The 20,869-nt window shown below is 50.3% G+C and carries 19 protein-coding genes; 6 read left to right on the top strand and 13 right to left on the bottom strand.

Features of this window, described 5'->3' with window-relative positions; all coding sequences use genetic code 11:
- Nucleotides 1-1,038 carry a hypothetical protein gene (locus tag GWK76_00255; protein ID QHU91776.1) on the bottom strand — a complete coding sequence of 346 codons (1,038 nt, stop codon included), beginning with the start codon at nucleotides 1,036-1,038 and terminating at the stop codon, nucleotides 1-3.
- A gap of 77 nt (nucleotides 1,039-1,115) precedes the next feature.
- Between GWK76_00255 and GWK76_00250 the strand changes: the two genes are divergently transcribed.
- Both GWK76_00250 and GWK76_00245 read left to right on the top strand, forming a co-directional pair.
- A complete protein-coding gene (locus GWK76_00250) occupies nucleotides 1,116-1,586 on the top strand; it encodes a hypothetical protein (protein ID QHU91775.1) in 471 nt (156 codons plus the stop codon).
- Nucleotides 1,587-1,642: 56 nt separating this feature from the next.
- Entirely contained in the window at nucleotides 1,643-3,565 is a 1,923-nt protein-coding gene (locus tag GWK76_00245) for a hypothetical protein (protein ID QHU91774.1), read from the top strand.
- Between the two features lie 87 nt (nucleotides 3,566-3,652).
- On the opposite strand, the gene groL is transcribed toward GWK76_00245, so the two are convergent.
- The 4 genes from groL to GWK76_00225 all read right to left on the bottom strand — a co-directional run bounded on the left by groL (nucleotide 3,653) and on the right by GWK76_00225 (nucleotide 6,960).
- Nucleotides 3,653-5,296 (bottom strand): chaperonin GroEL, encoded by a 1,644-nt coding sequence (gene groL, locus GWK76_00240; protein QHU91773.1) that lies wholly within the window; start codon nucleotides 5,294-5,296, stop codon nucleotides 3,653-3,655.
- Between the two features lie 19 nt (nucleotides 5,297-5,315).
- Complete coding sequence (locus GWK76_00235; protein ID QHU91772.1) at nucleotides 5,316-5,582, bottom strand: co-chaperone GroES; 267 nt, start codon at nucleotides 5,580-5,582, stop codon at nucleotides 5,316-5,318.
- A gap of 69 nt (nucleotides 5,583-5,651) precedes the next feature.
- Nucleotides 5,652-6,074: a hypothetical protein gene (locus tag GWK76_00230; GenBank protein QHU91771.1), complete on the bottom strand. Its 423-nt coding sequence runs from the start codon at nucleotides 6,072-6,074 to the stop codon at nucleotides 5,652-5,654.
- Nucleotides 6,075-6,102: 28 nt separating this feature from the next.
- On the bottom strand, nucleotides 6,103-6,960 hold the full coding sequence (locus tag GWK76_00225; protein QHU91770.1) for a hypothetical protein: 858 nt from the start codon (nucleotides 6,958-6,960) through the stop codon (nucleotides 6,103-6,105).
- 142 nt (nucleotides 6,961-7,102) lie between these two features.
- On the opposite strand from GWK76_00225, the gene GWK76_00220 reads away from it, so the two are divergent.
- Both GWK76_00220 and GWK76_00215 read left to right on the top strand, forming a co-directional pair.
- Nucleotides 7,103-8,389, top strand: coding sequence for a hypothetical protein (locus GWK76_00220; protein QHU91769.1), 1,287 nt, complete (start codon nucleotides 7,103-7,105; stop codon nucleotides 8,387-8,389).
- Nucleotides 8,389-8,916, top strand: a complete 528-nt coding sequence (locus GWK76_00215) for a hypothetical protein (protein QHU91768.1) — start codon at nucleotides 8,389-8,391, stop codon at nucleotides 8,914-8,916. The genes GWK76_00220 and GWK76_00215 overlap by 1 nt, the downstream gene beginning before the upstream one ends.
- Here the strand turns inward: GWK76_00215 and GWK76_00210 are convergent.
- From GWK76_00210 to GWK76_00175, 8 genes are all read right to left on the bottom strand, one after another.
- The gene (locus tag GWK76_00210; protein QHU91767.1) at nucleotides 8,905-9,204 is read right to left on the bottom strand and encodes a hypothetical protein; all 300 of its coding nucleotides are present in this window, start codon (nucleotides 9,202-9,204) and stop codon (nucleotides 8,905-8,907) included. The genes GWK76_00215 and GWK76_00210 overlap by 12 nt on opposite strands.
- Before the next feature lie 128 nt (nucleotides 9,205-9,332).
- Nucleotides 9,333-9,668, bottom strand: coding sequence for a hypothetical protein (locus GWK76_00205; protein ID QHU91766.1), 336 nt, complete (start codon nucleotides 9,666-9,668; stop codon nucleotides 9,333-9,335).
- 29 nt (nucleotides 9,669-9,697) lie between these two features.
- The gene (locus GWK76_00200; GenBank protein QHU91765.1) at nucleotides 9,698-10,039 is read right to left on the bottom strand and encodes a hypothetical protein; all 342 of its coding nucleotides are present in this window, start codon (nucleotides 10,037-10,039) and stop codon (nucleotides 9,698-9,700) included.
- Nucleotides 10,040-10,083: 44 nt separating this feature from the next.
- Nucleotides 10,084-10,395, bottom strand: a complete 312-nt coding sequence (locus GWK76_00195) for a hypothetical protein (GenBank protein ID QHU91764.1) — start codon at nucleotides 10,393-10,395, stop codon at nucleotides 10,084-10,086.
- 21 nt (nucleotides 10,396-10,416) lie between these two features.
- Entirely contained in the window at nucleotides 10,417-10,773 is a 357-nt protein-coding gene (locus tag GWK76_00190) for a hypothetical protein (GenBank protein QHU91763.1), read from the bottom strand.
- A 993-nt stretch (nucleotides 10,774-11,766) separates the two neighbouring features.
- Nucleotides 11,767-14,979 carry a hypothetical protein gene (locus tag GWK76_00185; GenBank protein QHU91762.1) on the bottom strand — a complete coding sequence of 1,071 codons (3,213 nt, stop codon included), beginning with the start codon at nucleotides 14,977-14,979 and terminating at the stop codon, nucleotides 11,767-11,769.
- Between the two features lie 75 nt (nucleotides 14,980-15,054).
- Nucleotides 15,055-17,211 (bottom strand): AAA family ATPase, encoded by a 2,157-nt coding sequence (locus GWK76_00180; protein QHU91761.1) that lies wholly within the window; start codon nucleotides 17,209-17,211, stop codon nucleotides 15,055-15,057.
- Nucleotides 17,212-17,214: 3 nt separating this feature from the next.
- Nucleotides 17,215-18,513 (bottom strand): UDP-N-acetylmuramoyl-L-alanyl-D-glutamate--2,6-diaminopimelate ligase, encoded by a 1,299-nt coding sequence (locus tag GWK76_00175; protein QHU91760.1) that lies wholly within the window; start codon nucleotides 18,511-18,513, stop codon nucleotides 17,215-17,217.
- Between the two features lie 40 nt (nucleotides 18,514-18,553).
- On the opposite strand from GWK76_00175, the gene GWK76_00170 reads away from it, so the two are divergent.
- Nucleotides 18,554-19,867, top strand: coding sequence for a hypothetical protein (locus GWK76_00170; protein ID QHU91759.1), 1,314 nt, complete (start codon nucleotides 18,554-18,556; stop codon nucleotides 19,865-19,867).
- 18 nt (nucleotides 19,868-19,885) lie between these two features.
- The gene (locus tag GWK76_00165) at nucleotides 19,886-20,809 is read left to right on the top strand and encodes a peptidoglycan bridge formation glycyltransferase FemA/FemB family protein (GenBank protein QHU91758.1); all 924 of its coding nucleotides are present in this window, start codon (nucleotides 19,886-19,888) and stop codon (nucleotides 20,807-20,809) included.
- Nucleotides 20,810-20,869: the final 60 nt, after the last annotated feature.

Here is a 20,869-nt window from a genome sequence, read left to right as displayed (position 1 = left end):
CTACGACAATTCTCTCTTTAGCTGCTCCACCAGCGCCACTGGCTCTGGATTGACACCGTTGAGAATACCCGCATAAATACTGACAATCTCACCCAGCGCCAGACCCCATAGTAGCTGCTCAAGCAGCGTCTCGCCCTGTAGCTCGACTACTTCGGCCTTCGGGCGCATACCCGACAGCAACCGATCGGTCAGCTCCATCCGCTCCCGGATTCGTGGACGCTCAAGGCTGCTCCGAAAATCCACGACCTTATATGGCTTATCGACCGGATGTGATGACCAGCCGATAAACTCATTGTGGCTGAACTCCGGATATTGATTCCAAAACGCCACATTTTTCGCTGACTCATTAAAGCTAATCTTCCACTTATACGCCAGCGGCCATGTCAACTCGCCCGCATAAAACACCTGAGTCGAGCCAATCAGTTTGAGCGCCAGTTGCTTGGCATAATTATCCGCCGTCGGCACCTCCTCAGCCCACTGGCTCAGCTGATCCTTCAGCCACGTACCACTAGCTGCCACTGCTTGGTACAGACTATCGTCAATCACCTCAAACTGACTGAGCAGCTTTAGCAACCCGCGCAAATGATAAATCGTTGACATCCGCGGCTGACCGCCCGACGGAACGCGCACCCGCGGCAGATTATCTGCCTCGGCCGCCGCAAACAATTTTCCGCCCGTCGCCATCACCGCCAACTGACAGCCGCGCTGACGAGCCTGCTGATAGCAACTCATCGTCTCCTCGGTGTTTCCCGAGTGGCTGATAGCAATAACTAGTGTTTTTTCATTCACAAAATTCGGCAACTGATAACCCTTTGTCACTTCAAGTGGCACCGTGACCCGATCCGCCGTCAGCACCTTGACCATATCCGCTGCCAGCGCCGAGCCGCCCATACCCGCCAGCACCACATCAGCCACCTCACCGGGACTCGCCGGTGACTCCACCTCGACCACAAAGTCCGTCTGCATCGTTACCGCCACCGCACTCGTTCGTGTACTACCCGGATCGCGCTGCGCTAAAAGATTTTTATCGTCAAGCATCTTGAAATTCCTCCTTTTCCTGTGTTACAGTATAGCATAGAAAGCAAGCATAATCGTAATGTGAAAAGAGGTGGGGTATGACAATTCAAGACAGCGGACAAGTCAACAGCGATCAAGATCTAGCTAGCGTGCTGGCGGGCGTCTCTGGTGGCAGTGATGACAATCTACGGTTTGAAGAGACTGGTGCACAGAGCGCCGACACAACAGGCCGCCCGGCCAAGCCGCAAACCACCACACCGCCCAGTACAGCCGCACCAGCACCACGGCCAACCACCGACAGCACTAGCCGGTCATATACCACCCCGACCGATATGTCGCTTGATGATATCAAGCAAAATGCTCTCAGCGAGCTTCGGCCACTAGTTGGCAAGCTCAACGTCTCGCCCGAGGAAAAGTTCGACACTTACCTCCTGCTACTGCGCTCGACTGACGACACCTCGCTAATCGCCCCAGCACACGAAGCTGCCATCGCCATCCCCGACGAGACTCGCAAAGCGCAGGCGCTGCTTGATATTATCAAGGAAATTGATTTCTTGTCGCAAAGCTGAGACTCATCATTCGTGTATAATTTGCTAATTTATTAGTTTTATTGTAAAATTCAGACATGTCTTTAGTTGCATCGGAGCGTAGCGACAGGTATCGTCCTGTTTCTGAAACATCAAGCGTCAGTCCAGAAACTGTGCGGGATGTCGCGGCAAAACTCCAGCTCTATGAAGAAACACTCCATGGCCTCCTCAACCAGCAATCCCCAGACCAATTATCAGGCCTGTATGACATGCCAAGTTACGACGCCCCCTTTGTTCGTGACATGCTCGGGCTGCGCGGCGGTGGCGTCAAAGATTTTTCAGATATTGCTAAAACCTCCGCTGATCATACAGCCATCCGCAATGCAGCTCTCAAGCTGGGCTTTCTTCACAAAGAACTTGACAAAAAGCTAGAACATAGTGGTAGACAACTCGATGTTGCTCTACCCCGCGACATGCAGCCTATCGGTGATGTATCTGCAATCATTGTACCAGGTGGAGCTGGTGCCACTAATGGTATCCGCCTACTCGGTGCCCTCACGGCGATACAAGAAGGTAAAATCAACACCTCAGAAATTATCCTCACCACCTGTGACCGTCCAACCACTGAAGCAGAGCGCGAGCGAGCCGAAGCACAGAGTTTTAAAAGCGATACAACTGAATTTGAACTATGTCTTGGCGCTGCAGCATCCCTTTTGGGGGACATTTCTTGGGAAGAAAGCACACTCCCAACTCCATACGAAAGTAATGATTTGACCAAAGTACGTCAGGGGTGGGCGAGAATATCAACGCTACACGGCATGCAAATTATCAGTCTCAGCGTCTTGTCGGCTCCAATTGACAGCAACCGTACCATGCCCGATGGCAGTAAGCCGCGTCGTGCCAATACCCAAGAAACCTTTAGGGCTGCCTTTCCTCTACTCGACGAGGGCAGCAAGGTGGCAATCGTCTCGCACGATACTTGGATACCGTATCAGGAACTAGCGGGACTGGATACCTTTCTGCTCGAAAACAACACGGATGTCGTTGCATTTGGTCCACAAAAAACCGATCGCCTCGCAGGTGGTGCTATACAGCAGCCCGAGCAAGTCATCGATGAAATTGTCAAAGTATACGCCTATTACGTCAATCTTTTAGTCAAGGCCGAGACCCGTATCGAGAACCAGCGCCGTATACGACAGTACGCCGAAACCGCCATCCCAGACATGACCGAACTACGCGACGCCAAAATGCGTATCGGCTATCGCGATATTCCATTTGCAGTGAGCAGCGGCTTACTTCATGAACTACGTCAAGAACCGTTGGTTGACCTAGTCAGCCATGGTATTGCCGGCCAATCTTATTATTCTCGGCGCAATGCTACGACCGGCGCAAGCATTGCTGGCGTCAACAAATCAATCTACGTCCGAGAATCGGTTGCGAGAAAACTGGCGGACATTAACACCTTTCTCCAAAGCCCCGAAGTTACCAAATTTTTTGGTAGTGCCGTGGAGGTATATGTTGAGGAGGGGCTACGCTCCACTGACATGCAGTCATCACTATATCACCAACTCATACCAAATAGCATTCGACGCAGCAAACCTAATCTCCAAGAAGAGGATATCTACAAACGGCGCGACGAGATCATAGCCAAACCTTCGACTACCGATAATCCATCACCGCACGCAACAGGCGGAGCGATTGACATCCGCCTGCGCGCCAAACCGAGCCCCTGGACACCAGACTTTGTAGCAGACAGCTTTATTGACATGGGTCATGTAGACGGTGACACCGGGCAGCGCAATAATCCTGATTATTTTGAGCAAGCAACGCCACTGGCGGACGAGGATATAACCGCTCAGCGAAATCGTCGCTTTCTGTATAATCTGCTGACCGCCTATGGGTTTACGGTCAATCCCCATGAATGGTGGCACTTCGACTACGGCAACCAGCTGTGGGTATTTGTGCGGAATTATCAGCTGGGTGAAAAAGCCATGCAGGCGCTATTTGGGGCTGCCAAATAGCAGAGATAAAGACATCCTCATTTACACACTAAAACTCCCCGCCGTTTCCAGCGAGGAGTTCCCTTCTTAACGATGTACCTGGAGCCGCTACATCATCCCCATACCCGGCATGCCACCAGGCGCAGCTGGAGCTTCTGGCTCTGGTACGTCGACGACCAGTGCGCCCATGGTTGCTGCGGTTGAGGCGATAGATACCGCGTTCTGCACCGCTTCCTTGGTGACGCGCGCTGGGTCGATAACGCCAGCTTTTTTAACGTCCACCAGGCCTGCTTCCGGATCCATGACATTAACGCCACAGCCAGCCTTGCCCGCCTCGACTTGCGCCAGCAGCGCGTCGGCGTTCAAGCCAGCATTACGCATAATCTGTAGGAATGGCTGCTTTAAGGCATCCTTTAGAATCTGCCGACCAGCCGCGATGCTATCTGCACCGCTCACTTTCAGTCCACCAGCCAAATTCACCAAGGTCACACCACCACCAGCGACGATGCCCTCGGCCAAGGCTGCCTTGGTCGCTGCCACGGCGTCATCCACGCGGAATTTCTTTTCGTCAATTTCTGTCTCGGTCGCGCCGCCGACTTTGATAACGGCCACCTTGCCAGATAGCGCCGCTGCTCGCTTGTCGAATTGTTCTTTTTCGTATTCGCTAGAAGCGTTGTCAGATAGTGCCTTAATCTGAGCGATCTGCTCCTTCACGGCTGACGGCTTGCCCGCGCCCTCAACGATGGTGGTTTCATCTTTGCCGACAATCACCTTGCGTGCCGAACCCAAGACCTCCAGGCCAGCATTCTCAAACGTCAACCCATGGTCTTCAGAAATCACCGTTGCGCCGGTCAGCACCGCGATGTCGCGCAAAATCTCCTTACGGCGGTCGCCAAAGCTTGGCGCCTTGACCGCCACGGTGTTAAACACACCCTTCAATTTGTTGAGTACCAAAATACTCAGCGCTTCACCCTCAACTTCATCAGCGATCAGCACTACATCCTTCTTACCACTTTGTGCCAATTTCTCCAGCATCGGCAAGAATTCTTGCACGCTAGAAATTTTCTTATCGGTGATCAAAATCGCTGGCTTTTCATAAACCGCCTCTTGCCGACCAGTGTCGGTGACAAAGAACGGACTAACCCAGCCCTTATCCAAACTAAAGCCTTCAACAACCTCAGCCTCCAACTCCAAACCTTGGCCAGCCTCAACCGTTACCACGCCGTCTTTGCCAACCTTCTCGATGACACCAGCGATCAATTTACCAATTTCCGCGTCGCCCGCCGAAATGGTTGCCACTTCTGCCACGCGGTCAGATTTACCTTCAATTGGCTCAGCTAATTTGTTCAGCTCTTTGACGATTTCCGCGCCAGCCTGCTCGATGCCTTTTCGCAGCTCCATCGGGTTGTGGCCCGCTGCGATCAGCCGGTTAGCTTCCTTCAAAATCGAATAGGTTAGCACCGTCACGGTCGTGGTACCGTCACCAGCCTGCTTGTTCAGGTTCTTGGCCGCCTGCTTGATCAGATCAGCACCAACCTTGTAACCTAGCGTCTCGTCGTCTTGCTCACCCAGTTCAATGCCTTCCGCCACTGTTACGCCGTCGTGCGTCACCGTCGGCCCGCCAAAACCCTTGGCAATCACCACATTGCGACCCTTTGGCCCGTAGGTTACCTTAACGGCATTATATAGCGCCTCGGCACCGCCCAATACGCGAGCGCGTGCATCATCATCGTAAAAAACTTTTTTTGCCATACTAAAAACTCCCCTTTTCTCAAACAACCGTTGCTAAAATATCTTCCTCGCGGACGATCAAATATTCCGTACCGTCAATTTTCAAGTCCGTGGTCGAATATTCCTTATACACAATCTTATCGCCCACGTTGACATGCTTGACGTCGCCGCCAACTGCTTTAACCTCAGCCACCACTGGCTTCTCCTTGGCGTTGTCCGGTAAATAAATCCCGCTAGCCGTCTGCGTCTTCGCCTCCTCGCGCACCGCTACCACGCGGTCGCCGAGAGGCTTGATAGGTGTATCCATATCATCCTCCATTTCGTTAACAATACACCCATTGTACCGCACCAAATTAGCACTCGTCAAGTGTGAGTGCTAGAAATTGAACTCCATAGCCGCCTCACCTGGTTCCTCCAGGTTCGCCAGTTCTTCATTAACATGCAGTTTTAATTGATCATTCTCATCTTTTTCAAGCCTCCCCCAGCCACAAACTGCTTTCTCTGTCCCGACCGTAACATCTCCAGTCGCTCGAATAGAGGACTCATCAAAACCCGTTGAATCAAGCACCATGGTTGCATTTAGCATAATTGTCTCAGCACTACCGTCCTGTTCGTGTCGCCGCGCAGCCAACTCATTACCATCAGAGTTAGGAGTCACAACCAACCAAAGTGCAACCGCGCCTAACTTACCAGGTATCTCAGTGCTACGCTTGAGCGCTTCTATATATTGTTGTCTCAGAAATACTTCCGGGTCCAAGTCTGGGTCAGGGGTGATAATATCATATGAACGTATAGTCATCTTCAGTATTATAAACTATTCTGATATATTAAGCAACATTATGCCCAGCTTGCTGAATTACTACATCCATAACGGAGCGGTAATAGTCTTGTTTGTTTCTAAGCTGCCAATTCTCCAAAATGAGCTTGTCACCAAAATCACGACCAGTAAACCCAGACCATACCGCCATGTACTCAGCATCTCCATGTTCTCTAGCAATTTTATTTGCTTGATTAGCGGTAGCTTGACTTGATTTAATATCAATCCCAACCTCAACACCCTTATAAGTCACGACAATATCTATACCGCCCAGTTCTTCCTCATCGTTTGCACCCCTGATGCCGTGCACTTCTTGCATTGAACTTAGGACGCTCTCTGCTGCAATTTCCTGCCTCATACCAACGAGGGTTATTCGTGCTGCATTTTCTGCATATCGAACAACCTCCTCACCCTCGCCCATCATTAAAACAATGTTATTAACAAAATTAATCAACTGCTGCATCCCTGAACATTGCTCCGCGTCGATTATCTTACGAAGAGCATGGTTAAATGCTATTATTGGACCAAGTAATTTCTTTTTCTCAGGACGCTTCATTGTGTCGCCATGCTGATCAAGCTGTCGCTGCGCTAACAGCCAATTTGGTATCGCTGCTACGAGCGCTAATTGGCGAGTTTGATCGCTCTCGTATTTGTGGGTTTGCCCCACTCGCTCCGATACGGCTTTTGCAGCCATAATAGCAACTGCTCTCCCGCGCAGTGCACTAGGCAAACTTTCGATGAGGTGTACACCCCACTCTTCGGCATTACTCTCTTGTACTAGCTGTTGCTCAGCCCCTTGAGACTTCACTCCATCGACTATTTCTTGGTATTCTGGTGTTTTTGTGACAGCATACAATAGGTCGTCCACCCGACCCCAACGGGGTGGTGCCAATCTTCGTGCTGGTGTCCGTTCATGATTAAGCATAACTAGCATGAATATTAGCATAAACTTGATAAAAAATCAAGTTCCTGATTCACTACCCATATTCAAAAGATGCTATACTATACTCATGAGACTCTTCAAAACCCTCATCTCGCGCATTCTCGCCCGCTCTGTCACTACATTCTTCCTGCATAATCCACACATCAAGCTCGTTGCCGTCGTCGGCAGCGTCGGCAAAACCACTACCAAATCAACCCTCGTCAGCGTCCTAAACTCCAGTTATAAAGTCCGCACCAACCGCGGCAACTTCAACGCCGAGTTTAGCGCGCCGCTGGAAATTCTCGGTGTTGACTCACCGCAGAACCCCCGCTCGGTATGGAATTGGTTGTCGGTCTTGGGCCGAGCCCGCCAGGCCGCCCGCCGCCAGCATAATATCGACGTTGTTGTCCAAGAATTCGGCATTGATCACCCCGGCGAAATGGCCGCGTTCGGCCGCTATATTCGCCCTGACATTACCATTGTCACCGCCATCGCGCCTGAGCATATGGAGTTTTTCGGCTCACTAGAAACCGTCGCCCGCGAGGAATTCGCGCTCGCTGAATATAGCGAAAAAGTGATCTACAACCGCGATGACATTCGCCCCGAATTCGTGGACTTCGCCGATTGCGGCCAAATCATTTCCTATGGCACTGAGCCAGGCGCCGACTACCAGATGGCTATCGGTAAATTTACCAGCGGCAAGGGCTTTCGGTGCCAGCTCATCCACGCCGACCAAACCTCACGTCCATTCATCATCCCTGTGGTCGGCGTGCATCAACTCCGCGTTGCCGGCGGCGCAGCGGCGGTGGCGTTAGAGCTTGGACTTGACATTGAATGTGTGATGACCATGCTCGAGAATTTCACACCAGTCAGCGGCCGCATGAATATTCTGCCTGGCATCAACGATGCGACCATCATCGACGACTCATATAATGCCAGCCCCCTCGCCGTAAAGTCTGCCCTGACGACACTTTACCAGCTACCCGCCAAAACCAAGATCGCCGTCCTTGGCGACATGAACGAGCTGGGCCAGACCGCAGCCGATGAACACGCTGCCATCGGCGCGCTGTGTGACCCGAAACAGCTTGACCACGTCATCACCGTTGGCCGCTTGGCCGAGCAATTCCTCGCTCCAGCCGCTCGCCAAAACGGTTGCACCGTCACCTCGTTCGCCAAGGCCACCGAGGCTGCCAAGCTCCTCGCTCGCCTGGCCAACAAAGACACCACCTTCCTATTCAAAGGCTCCCAGGGCGGCATCTACCTCGAGGAAGCCATCAAGCCACTCCTCAAAGACCCCGCGGATAGCCAGAAACTCGTCCGCCAATCAGACGCGTGGCTCGAAAAGAAACGGCGATTTTTTGAAAGTGACCATTGATGAGTGAAAATGCTACATCAAAAAAATCAATTGCCACCCGCATTATACGTTGGTCTATCTACGGCCTGACGATCCTCGTTTTTGTGCTTGCAACTGCCCATAGTGACCACCTACACAAGCTCAACTCCGACCAATTTGGCCCGCCCGACTATTATTATGATTACTATCTGCACGACTCAATGTGGTTCATTGTCGCCATGCTTATCACCCTGCTGATGATAGGGATAACGGACCGGTCAATCACCGCCCGCTGTCAGAACCTGTGCAATCGATGGCCACTTGTCATAACAGGCATCCTGTTTTACCTCGCAATACTGATACTGCTCCTCGACATGACGATCGGCGGGTGGGGTATTCCTGGGCGTTGCGGTAGCGGATTTTCCATAGGTAATTGCTTTCTGGCTGATGGATTGGGAGAGTTTGTATACCTATTCTGCGCACCACCACTTTTCATCTGCGGCACAATTCTTATGACTATCAATCGCCGCACCAAGTACCGCGAAAGTCGTAAAAAATCACTGCGATAGCTTATAGAGGAACGCCAGCCAGAACAACGCCGCTACCGCGAGGCTACTGAACGCACAGAGTTTATATACACCCCGCAGCCACACCACCATCCACACTCCCGCCGCCGACAACAGCATCGGCAGCGCCATTGCTGCTATCTCAGTAACATGATATTCACGAATCCACCACGTATCCCACCTCGTCACAATAAAGAGCAGCATGCACAAAGCTATCGGTGCGACTACCAGTAAAATCACGACCGTATCGCTTAAATATGGCTTGTCCGTCGTCGCTACATTATCCTTCATAACCTACCCCTCATGATAAATCGGTTGTGTTAGTTAATCAACCTATCACCGCGACTAAGTAGCCGCCAAATCATTGCATCTAAATTTATTTCTCACAACTCACCTCTTTCGGTAGTCTATTTATTTTATTAATCCCGTGGTTTGTAACCGTTTAATCCGAGCTTTAGTGCTGGTGATAGGTGGTCTTCTGGTTTTAGGGCATAGCACTTTTCGTTTATGTCTTTTACCAAAACTATAGGCATGCCTTTTGAAATATTATTACCTTTATCATCTTCTTCATCTTCGTTAAGCTCTGGTTTACCATTGCGGGCTGTATAGAGAATTGGGTCGGTAATTTCAGGGTCGCAGGCGTCGTCGATGCCATCAAGGTCTTCGTCTTTTCCTGAAGCTTTCAAAAAGGCTCCGCAGGGTTGATTTTTATCTGGTGTACCGTTTTCGTCGATATCCTGAGACTCGTAGACCATAGCCACATATTCTCCTCTTTTTCTCACCGCTAAAAACGTATATCACTATGTAAATCCCAACCAATCCAATAAGTTAAGATTGCGACAAAAATAAGAACAATAAACACCCAGATAAGTCGTTGCCACCATTTTTTAAGTAGGAAGACATTTATAAGCGAGCACAAAATTACTACTCCTGCTATAATCTTATAGAGCATAGAGGTTTGGTCACTTATTAGATTCGCTACCATCCAGCTATATAACCAGAATACGACTAGAAGTCCGGTGAACGTTTGAATATACAGACCAGCAACCCGTCTTTTTTTACTGATAGATTTTTTATTTATTAACTTACCAGATATATTATCATTAACTATTTCTTTATTCTTCACAATTAACCCCCTTCGGTAGTTTATTTAATTTATCAATACCTAGTTCAAAATTGAAACCTTAAGTTACCGAGCTCATGTATAAGAAATAACAAAATCACAATAAGCAACCCAGTAACAGCAGCCCATATCCATCGAGTTCTATTTTTTACAATAATCGCCAAACAAGCAGAGCCCATAAATAATACTACTGAACCAGCTGTCATGCTCTTGATGAGAATATCTGACATAGAATCAGAAATATATACTCCGCTATATCCGTAAACAAGGCAGCCACACAGCACTATCGCCAGTATAGCAAAGAAAATCTGAGCGACTGTCACGGTCCCGACTTTTGATGTATTGTCTTTATTCTTCACAATTAGCCCCGTCAAACTCCATCAACGATTCACTCTGAACAGCTGAATACTTGTCAATATTATAGCGACGATACCAACTATGAGTCCGGTTTTTGCCCAATTAGAAAGCCCCTCAAAACCGCCCCCAAACAAGGATGTTTGCAGTAGAAACAAAAATGACACGGGGACAAATAGCCATAAAATAGCCGCCAGATGTGAAAGTGGAAAATTCTTTCTTCTATTCGCAGAAGTAAACAATAATAACAGACTAATCACGGCGGCAATACATTCTATAATCAGCCCTATCTGATATGTATCACCTCGCACCACGAGTAACGGCATGGTAGCCATAACGGCCGTCAATAATATATTCTGCGTTATCTTTTTATTCTTTTTCACAACCACCCCCCTTCGGTAGCTTGTTTAGTTTTATTAATCTTCATAGAGTGATTAGCCATGCACTACTTCACAGTCCCCCTGCGAATGGCTGTGAAAACCAAAAATAATGAAAACATCCTTCTGCCAGTGCAAATGTGCATACGATGAGCAGCACCACGGCAATGGAGCGTAGACTTTTTATAAAAATTACCGTGAGCAGGTTTATAGCTATACCGATCACACTTGCCCACACAAGAATGATCCCTAACAGTGAGTTAACTTGCCTCGGATTCATGTCTAGATTCGGTATTCCCGCGAATAGGCAAAATGCCATTATTACCAACAAACACGTATATGCTATCAAGGCGTATTTTACAATCTTATTTTTCTTCACAGCCCGCCTTGTTGAACATAACACATTTTACTTTCCAAGCTCACTAGAACCGTATCTCTTTTACAGCCTCGGACAAAAAATATCCAAAAACGAGTAATAAGCTGGCGACGATACTGGGCACACAACAAAATTTATAACCCCCAGAAGCTCTCACTAAAATGACAATGCCCGCTATCATAAATATAGCACTCAAAGCCAGCAACGAGCATTGTGCAACAAATATACTGACACCATCAGCCAATAGCGGACCGATTATGTAGTATTCTAGCAACAATATTAACATTGGGACAATAATTGATAATCCCACAATTATTTTCTTATTCTTCACGGATCAACCCCATTTCCAATTAACTGCTAGATAATAATGAAAACCACCAACCAAGCCAAACACGATACACAACATTAGCAGGACAATAGCCAGGGTCCTCAATGTTCTAAGCCTTATTGCAATAATCACATTTATGATAACCCCGGCCACACCCAACCACCATATAGTCGCTCCCAGCAACATCCTGTCGTGTCTTGAAGCTGTATCAAGGTTTGGTATGCCTAGAAACTGGCACAATCCTAAAACCGACAGTATACCAGTATACAGTATGATTGAGTACTTTATGGCTTTCTTATTCTTCACAACTCACCCCCTTCGGTAGTGTATTTAGTTTTATTAATCCTCGTAGCTTGTAGTCTTTTACTCCTGGTTTGAGTGCTGGTGATAGATGGTCTTCTGGTTTTAGGGCGTAGCATTTTTCGCTTACGTCTTTGGCGAGGATAATCGGCGTTCCTTTTTTGATATCACCGTCAGCTTCTTTCATAACGACCAGTTTATTGAATGCAAGTCCGCGTGTCTCTTCGCTTAAAGTATGCCCAACCAGCGCATCAGTGTTGTTCTGGTTTTTTGACTTGTCAACGTAATCGTTTGTGACACCAGTCAGATTAGCTGCTCGCGTATTGCGAAAGAGATAAATCCGATCCTCATCCTCGCCAAGCGACGATTTACCGTTGCGAGCAGTGTAGAGGATAGGGTCGGTGACTTCGGGGTCACAGGCGTCGTCGATGCCGTCAAGGTCTTCGTCTTTATTAGCAGCTTGAGCGAAAGCCCCGCAGGGTTGAAGTTTGTCCGGCGTACCATTTTCATCAATATCCTCGGGGTTTGGACCTTTAATGAGAATGGTTTGGTACAGTTCCTGCTTCTTGCCATCTGGAGCCTCGCCAGACACCACCAGCGTGTGATATCCAGCGGGCAAATCCTCAGGCAGCGCCACAGATCCATTAATTTCACCATTCTTATCAGCTTCAATCTCGCCCAAATCTCTTGGCTCAGAGTAAATCTTTACGTATACCTTTTTCCAGGGCTTGTACGGGCGTCTGGATGTTTTGATCTCTATATATTTTTCTTGAACTTTTGTTGCTGTCCCGTTGGATAGTTTATAATAAGTAAACTTTATGTCTTCCTGTTCATTAGCAACGTTAAAATAGGGAGGTGCTGGTATATTATCCTTCGTCGCAGAGTTGTCAGGACAAGTTGTCGCGTCATTTTTACAGATTTTATAGTCTGCAGGATTAACGCCACCTAGCTCTTTCCTAAAAGCACGAGCAATATCGGCGTGGCCTTTGGCGTTTGGATGGAAGCTTTCTTGAAACTCTACCCAAGGAAGTCGAAGATCTGGAATTCTACTAACAATCATCTCATTCAGCAAGAGTGGGTTAACGTGTCTGTCACCGTTACCACAAAGCCAGTGATCTCCAAAAGCGTTTTCTATATCAACATATTTGACACCAGCTGCTTTCGCAGCCTGTTTAATAGTGTTATTAAGGTAAGTTACAGAATTTGTAATCATCTCACGCTCCCTTGCGTCTAAAAAGAGAAGACCGCGCCCAAAACATGGCGCATCTGGAGCGCCATTTACGAATTGTGGATATCCAAATACGTAAATTTTTGCTTTATTACCGGAAGCTTTCCTGAGTTCTTCATACAAAGTTTTTAGTCTGTCGAATTGATTTACAATGTCACTCTTCAATTTGTTGCGCCACTCTATCTTTGCCCAGGTGCACGTATTGGGGAACGGAACGCAGCTGAATAATTTCCCTCCAAAATCCACATCATTCCCGCCCGCCGTCAGCGTGATCACCTTTGGTTGGTATTTCTTCACGAACTCGATTTGCTTGACGCGCCCTGGAATCATCTCGTTGAGCGCCATCTTCTGCAACACTCCTTTGTTGTCATAACCGTGCAGCCGCCCGAGCGGGCTGTCCTGCCCTTCATAGCCACCCGAGTTGTCCCAATTCATGTCATACACCGTCGCCCCACTACACGCAACCGACGCCCACGCCGCCGACGGGCCGCTACCCAGCCCCATCCAGTTCGCCAGCTTGTACGGATACGAACGCGTGCTGACATGGCACTTTTCCCTTGGCGCACCCTTCGCCTTATCTTCTTTCACATCCGTCCACTGGCGATAATACTTCCGGCCAGTCGCTGGATTTTTATCAGTGTCGCCTTCGCCGCTGGAGAAGGAGTCGCCGAGGGCGAGATACTTGATATTGCGTCGATCGCCAGGAATCGGCTTACCCTTGTAACCGTCTGGATATTCGACGTCAAAGGTTGAGGTGAAGATTTTCATATTATTGCCACCGCTCAACGGTATATACGACTCGTTAAACCGAGCAGTAGGTATATAGCCGTTTAGATAATTTCCCTGCAAAAACTCAACTTCACAACCGCCACGTCCCCAGAGCGGTCCAGTGCTACCTGCGATCATACCGTACAACTTTGCACTGCTGCCCCACTTATGTGTAATGGTAGCAATTCTGTACGGAGCATCACCGTAAAACTTAATATGAAAGTCATTTCTATTTTCCGACCAAAATACCGTTATGAAATAGGGGTTTACTGTTTTACCATTAACCGTAGTTTGTTCATAAGCAACAGCATACGCTCCTGTCGCCATCGCCCGTTCGAGACTTGCCATATAACTTTTATGATACTTATGGTTGTCAGGAATATTGGGATACTTAAACGCTGTAAACCAACTGTTAGAATAGTCTGATGGTGCACAAAATTTCTTGTGATAATTTATGTAATTTATTAATTTTTTTACTGTTATTTTGTCTGTAAAATCATCATATTGAGACGAGTCTGGCCACCATCCGATCGCTGAGCGATTGTCCGGAAACTTGGGGCCTGCATAGCCACTTGGATAGTTAACAGGAAACGTAGACGTGAAGAGTTTTTTATTTGATCCTACAGATATATTCATATCAGATACAAAAGCCTGCGAATGTTTATATCCCCACAAGTATTCAGGGGCACAATTACTACCATTACCACCTCCTAAAATCAACTTAGGGCTGGCAACGGTAGCGACATAGAGCTTTGACCGATCACCTTCTTTTTTTGTAAGATAAATTCCACTTATTTGATGATTTTTATAAAAACGATACGTATAGTCGTCTTTGCCGTCCTCTGTCCAAAAAACTTTTATGAAATATGGGTTTGACGTGTCGTTATGCTTGTTATTCTGCTCATAAACAATCGCGTACGCACCCTTTGGCGACGACATAGCGCGCTCTAAACTTTCTACCGCTGCCTGATGATCTTTGGGGTCGCCTTGATAGTATCTCTTTTGCTTAAAGGCAAACAGCCATTTCTTCGCGTAATCGTCATCAGGACTTCCACAGGTTTTACCTGAATAATTATCAATGTGATGAATCAGTGTTTTCGTTGAAACCTTGTTGATAATATCATCATACTCAGAAGCCGCTCCAGCCGTCGCCGGCACCGCGATGCACACCGCCAACGTAGCCCCAATAACACTAATAATACGTTTCCACATAAGCGCCCCCTCCGTTATGCTTATGTCAAGATTGTACCAGACCGCTCTGCGTGCAACAATAGACCAACCCCTCGCCTACTCAAGCCGTCGCCGCAGCGCGATGATGTCCATCCGCGCTAATTCCTCGGCGGGTAGCTGCCGCATATATTCAATTACCCGCGCCGCCAGCGCCGGATCGGGACAATCGGGCCTCGTTGATGGCTGCCGACCAGCCTGCAGTGCCGCCAGCGCTGTTCGCATCTGCCGCCAAAAGGTATAATAATCAAGCTTGATCTTAACCTGATGGCCACCAGCATCTTCAATTACAAAACCCTCAATCCACTCGCCCTGCCACTGATACGCCATGCCTTGAAGCTGATCAAACCACGCCGCAAACTCGCCCCACGATGAAAACTCCGCCGCCAGACGCTTGCTGTCCGCCCCGATCTCGCGCGCAAATCGCTCCCGCTCCTGCCGGTCGACCGCCTCGTATGCAACCTGCCGCTTGACGATATCGAGCAGTACCAACTTGTTCGATTCATAGGCGATAATATGTGGGTCAAATCGCGGCAACACCACCTCAAACAACAGGCACGCATTATGACTGCGCAGATAATCAGTGACGTATGGCAGTTTGTCTCGAAATTGCTCCAAAAACTCTCGCCGAAAGGCTGCCGCATAGTCACCCTCGGTCGTCGACTTTGACGCGATCACCAGCCCACCCGCCGCCGAATCATACCCGACCAACCCCAAAAAGCCATTCTCCTTCACCCACGCCCGCACCGGAAAGACCATCGTCTGCTCCAGCGCCGCTAGTTCAGTATCGCGTCGCTCACCAATGTTAAAAAACTTATCATAGGCCCGAATCACGATTTCGTTTGTCAGCGTATTGAGAAATAGTCCGCGCGCCCGCATCGTTTGCGTCGTCCATGCCTGGCGATAAAATGCCTCGGGCTTGAAATTAAACGAGCTGATGTCGCCCGGCAGAATTGATTCACGAATGTAGCGATTCTGTCGCAGCTGGCTTAGGAACGCTGCGTTTTCCGGATACAGCCGCGCTGCTGCTCGTTGGTTTTGAATAGCGATCGGCATCATGCCGTTCTCGTCCAGCCGCACCGTTCGCAGCTCGCCGCCAAACTCAACCTTTCCCTCCAAATTGTAGCAACGTTCGTTGTACCGCGTGGGGTAATTTTGCCTATTGCGATGTCCGTGAACCTGAAACGTCGCGTCGTCAGTCTGTGCCATAAATGCATCGTCCACCGCCCCAGCCTCGTCATAGGCCCCCACACCGTGGATCAGCTGGTTGGTCGCCACCAATGGTAGCTGCTCCGGCAATGTACTAAGCCCGCCATGTGTCACCAAGACTGTTTGGCCTCGAAACTGATACAAAATATATTGATCCATCCGCCGTAGCAGCCGCGCTACCTTGCGCTTATCGATGCCTGCTGCCTCCAGCTGTGGCTGCGTTTGTTCACTAAATACCCGCGCCGCAACCGGCTGGTCAGTCGCCCACTGCCAGAGATATAGCTCATGATTGCCCTCGACGAACCGCACGTTTGGTCGGTCAAGCAACTCGTCACAAACAAATCGCACCACCGCATCATTCTCCGTGCCGCGATCCAACAGGTCACCGACAAAAATATACAGTTCATCATCCCGAAGCGGATACCGCTCGAAATATTCCTTGAGTGGTGTATAGCACCCCTGCACATCGCCAATATGATGAATCGCCCGATACCTATCAACATTCTCCGGCTGATTAGTAAGTAGTTGATTCACCTCCTCAGCCGTCCGCACCACCGTCACCCATTTCGGCAGTGAACTTTGCTGCAGCCGCCGATGCATGCGTTCAAGCACACTACTTGGCACCACCTTATGGCTCGGCCGCTCCCTGTTACGCTCTTGACACACCGCCAGCGGCACATCAGCAAAATCAATCACCACCAGCCGGTAGCGATATTTCCGACACAGCTCGCCATACGTCTTGAAATAATTTGGCGTCGTGTGTGTTGCATCAACCACCGTCGTCTCACCCCGCGTCATCCGCTGCTCCAGCATCTCGTGTAGCAACCGCCACACCATTGCGTCTTGACGCGACGGCATAATCGTCTGTCCGTCAATCATCAGCTGCGGCGACGCCAGCATCAATCGTATCGTGTCCGGCGACAAGGTATAGGTATCAAGCCCCTGCTCCGCGAGAAACGTCGACTTACCAGAGCCGGGAATCCCTCTGGTTACCAATAGTAGCCGCATGCCTCACGCCGCCCGTTCCCGACCAACGATCTCGCGCACCACCTGGCCATCATTCCACGGCAGCCGCTGACCATTGACGATCCGATATTGCTCGTGGCCCATACCGGTGATCAGCACCATATCGCCCTTCTTGGCACAGCCAAGCGCTCGCTCAATCGCCTGGCGTCGGTCGGCAATTTCCGTCGTTTTCGCGTCGCCGCGACCGCGCTCAATTCCTTCCATCAACATTTGCCGGATTTGCTCTGGATCTTCGTTGTAGCTCTCCTCGTCAGTCAGGAAAATCCGATCTGCCCCACGTGCCGCAATCTCGCCCATAATCGGCCGCTTGCCCTGATCACGATCGCCACACGCCCCGAACACCAAGATCACCCGCTGCTTGGTGATGCCGCGGGCCGCCGCCAACAGTTTTTCCAGGGCATCCGGCGTATGAGCATAATCAACGATCACATCATAACCCAGTCCCTCGACCGCTCGCTCAAACCGCCCCGGCACGGCCTCGACATTAGCCACCCCCTCTTGGATATCCTCCAGCTTGACGCCTAATAGATACGCCAGCGTCGTCGCGGCCGTCATATTCATCACGTTGAACTCGCCCGGCAGATTCGTCGCCAACTCCAAGTGTGTCTGATGATCCAGCACGACGTCGGCCTCGGTGCCCTTGCGATACAACTTGACGTGGGTAATTTTTGCCTCAGCCTCCACGCTTCGGCCATACGTCATCTTTTGCTCGCTGGCGACAAACTGATTGAAATAGTCATACCACTCGTCGTCGCGATTGAGCACGATAAACCGTGGGTGCAGCTGAAACAGCTTGCCCTTGGCCGCCGCGTACTCTTCCATCGTCTTGTGATAATCCAGGTGATCCTGCGTCAAATTCGTCATCACCGCCGCCTCGATCGGCACGCCGTCCAGCTTGTGCTGATCCAGCGCATGACTCGTCACCTCTAGCACTACGTAGTCAACATTCGCCCGCTTGGCATCGCGGAAAAACCGCTGCATTCGCGCCGTACTTGCCACCGTAGCGTTGAGGTCGTTGAGTTTTCGCTTGCCCGCCACCTCGATCACCGCTGTGGTAAACATCGCGGTCGTGAAATGAGCTTCTTTCAAAATCTCATTGATATAGCATGATGTCGTCGTCTTGCCATTCGTCCCCGTCACCGCGATCACCCTGAGGTGCTTTGACGGATTGCCATACCGCGCGCTAACCAGCTTGACACGCAACCGCCGATACCCATTTTCTAACCGCCGCAGCATCCCGCCCGGCAGCACCTTCCTCACAAATTTCACCAATGTGGCTTTCATATCCCTATTTTACCACTTATATTTGCTATAATAAAAGCAAATGAGGATTTTGGGAATCGAGTCCAGCTGCGATGAAACAGCGGCGGCGGTCGTTGAAGACGGCGAACGCCTGCTTTCTAATGTCGTCAATTCCCAAATCGACATCCATGCCGAATACGGCGGCGTTATCCCAGAAATTGCCGCCCGCAGCCACCTAGAGGTTATTAACCCTGTCATCAAAAAAGCTCTGTCTGACGCTGATTGCACCTGGGACGATGTCGACGCCATCGCCGTCACCTACGCGCCCGGCCTGATCGGCTCGCTGCTCATCGGTACCCTCGCCGCCCGCACCCTCGCCATCATTCACAATAAACCACTCTACAAAATACATCACGTCGAGGCGCATGTGTATGCTAACTTTATTACAAAACAAGGATCTCGCCATATTATTGACAAGTCAAAAACTGTCGAGCCAACCTCAGCAGTCATCTTTAAGGAGGCTGTGACGGGCGCGTCAAGCCCCGTCAGCCGAACGCCACGGGCTGGCGAAGCCACCCGTAAAGAGTACTCCGATACAGACGTCCCTGCCTCTAGCCGGCAACTGGCAACCGTCTCCTCTGCGCCGAACGCATCCGGCAGCGCCGTCCGCAAAACCATCGGCACCGATGAGAGGTCGCCAGCTTGCCTTAGTCTTATCCTGCCACACCATCAACCCACCTTCCCTCTCCTCGCCCTCATCGTCTCTGGCGGCCACTCACAGCTGGTCCTGTTCCAAAATCACGGCGACTACCAGCTCATCGGCCAAACCCAGGACGACGCCGTTGGCGAGGCGTTCGACAAGGTCGCTAAAATCATTGGCTTGCCCTACCCTGGCGGCCCTGCCATCGCCAAAGCAGCCGAACTCGGCGATCCCCGCGCCTTTCACTTACCCATCGCTAAGCTTGCTGGTGAATACGATTTTTCCTTCTCCGGCCTCAAGACGGCCGTCCTGAGAGCTGTTCAGCGCGAGGTGGGCAAAGACTTCACTTTTCCATCGCACGAGCTCCCTGCCCTAATAACCGACGAATTGAGGCATAATATGGCAGCCAGTTTCCAGTACACCGCCGTTAAAACCTTGGTCGATAAGACTAAGAAAGTTTACGACAATTTCCAGCCTGCCTCCGTCGTCATCGCCGGTGGCGTCGCCGCCAATCAAGAATTACGCCGCCAACTGCGTGAGGCCTTGCCTATCGATATCGAATACGCGCCCATCCAGCTCTGCACCGACAACGCCGCCATGATCGCCGCGCTCGGTTATTTCCGCGCCCAAATCGACAAGCCCGCCGACCCGTACGACCTGGAAGTGCAACCAAGTTTATCAATGACAGCAATCTAACGTTGTGAGGATTACAACATGAACCAACATTTTTTACAATCAACCGCCTGGCAAGCCTTTCAAGAGTCGCTCGGGCGCACCACCTTTCGCGATAGCGGCCCGGACTGGGAATACTTGGCTATTTTAGAGCGCAGCACTGGCAATTCCCGCCTGTACTGTCCGTACGGTCCTACTGCCAATGACGAGCATTCGCTCGCAGCAGCCCTTGATTCCCTAGCTCAGCTTGGTAAAACACACCGCGTTACTTTCCTGCGCGTTGAGCCAACCAACCTCGACTTTACCGCCCATCTGCAAACTCACGGCTGGAAAAAGGTCACCTACCAAAAACTCCAGCCCGAGCACTCGCACGTCATCGACCTGACCCAGCCGCAAGACCAGCTGATCGCCCATATGGCACAGCCAGTTCGTAATGTGTACCGCAATTATCATAAAAAAGGCGTCTCTGTCCACCGCTCGACCGACCCGCATGACATTGATATCTTACTGAAATTCGTCCACCAAGTCGCCCGACAGCGCGGCATCACACCACACCCCGATAGTTATTTCCGCCAGCAAGCCGCCACCCTCTTCCCACTCGGCGCAGCCACACTGTACTACGCTGCGCTTGACGATCAGCCCATTGCCGCTGCCCTGTTTTACCACAGCAGCGACACGCTATATTACGCCCATGCTGGCGCCTCGTCAGACCCGGCTCACCGCAAACTCAACGCTGGCACTGCCCTGCTGGCTGAGGCGATCATTGACGCTCAGCAGCGCGGATTAACCACTGCCGATCTTTACGGCATTACCCCGGACGGCGCCGACAAAAACCATCCATGGACTGGCTTCACCAAGTTCAAACGCTCATTTGGCGGACGCGACGTTACTTTTGCCGGAGCTTGGGATTTACCATTGCAGCGCAGCCGCTACTGGCTGTACCGCGCCTATCAAACACTGCGTTAAAACGCCCCAGCCAGATATTATCCGCGATTTTACCGCCCCTTTTTCTGTGGTATAATTGGC

The organism is Candidatus Saccharibacteria bacterium oral taxon 488 (assembly GCA_010202465.1).
Lineage (GTDB): Bacteria > Patescibacteriota > Saccharimonadia > Saccharimonadales > Saccharimonadaceae > Nanosynbacter.
Note: the sequence above shows the minus strand (reverse complement) of the source record. Positions and strands in the feature narration are given on the sequence as shown.

Excerpts from the sequence above, each read along its gene's own strand:
- GWK76_00180 (QHU91761.1), bottom strand. The coding sequence starts at position 17,211 with ATGCGGCTACTATTGGTAACCAGAGGGATTCCCGGCTCTGGTAAGTCG.
- GWK76_00170 (QHU91759.1), top strand. The coding sequence starts at position 18,554 with ATGAGGATTTTGGGAATCGAGTCCAGCTGCGATGAAACAGCGGCGGCG.
- GWK76_00250 (QHU91775.1), top strand. The coding sequence starts at position 1,116 with ATGACAATTCAAGACAGCGGACAAGTCAACAGCGATCAAGATCTAGCT.
- GWK76_00245 (QHU91774.1), top strand. The coding sequence starts at position 1,643 with ATGTCTTTAGTTGCATCGGAGCGTAGCGACAGGTATCGTCCTGTTTCT.
- GWK76_00210 (QHU91767.1), bottom strand. The coding sequence starts at position 9,204 with ATGAAGGATAATGTAGCGACGACGGACAAGCCATATTTAAGCGATACG.
- GWK76_00175 (QHU91760.1), bottom strand. The coding sequence starts at position 18,513 with ATGAAAGCCACATTGGTGAAATTTGTGAGGAAGGTGCTGCCGGGCGGG.
- GWK76_00235 (QHU91772.1), bottom strand. The coding sequence starts at position 5,582 with ATGGATACACCTATCAAGCCTCTCGGCGACCGCGTGGTAGCGGTGCGC.
- GWK76_00215 (QHU91768.1), top strand. The coding sequence starts at position 8,389 with ATGAGTGAAAATGCTACATCAAAAAAATCAATTGCCACCCGCATTATA.
- GWK76_00165 (QHU91758.1), top strand. The coding sequence starts at position 19,886 with ATGAACCAACATTTTTTACAATCAACCGCCTGGCAAGCCTTTCAAGAG.
- GWK76_00205 (QHU91766.1), bottom strand. The coding sequence starts at position 9,668 with ATGGTCTACGAGTCTCAGGATATCGACGAAAACGGTACACCAGATAAA.
- GWK76_00185 (QHU91762.1), bottom strand. The coding sequence starts at position 14,979 with ATGTGGAAACGTATTATTAGTGTTATTGGGGCTACGTTGGCGGTGTGC.
- GWK76_00220 (QHU91769.1), top strand. The coding sequence starts at position 7,103 with ATGAGACTCTTCAAAACCCTCATCTCGCGCATTCTCGCCCGCTCTGTC.
- GWK76_00255 (QHU91776.1), bottom strand. The coding sequence starts at position 1,038 with ATGCTTGACGATAAAAATCTTTTAGCGCAGCGCGATCCGGGTAGTACA.
- groL (QHU91773.1), bottom strand. The coding sequence starts at position 5,296 with ATGGCAAAAAAAGTTTTTTACGATGATGATGCACGCGCTCGCGTATTG.
- GWK76_00230 (QHU91771.1), bottom strand. The coding sequence starts at position 6,074 with ATGACTATACGTTCATATGATATTATCACCCCTGACCCAGACTTGGAC.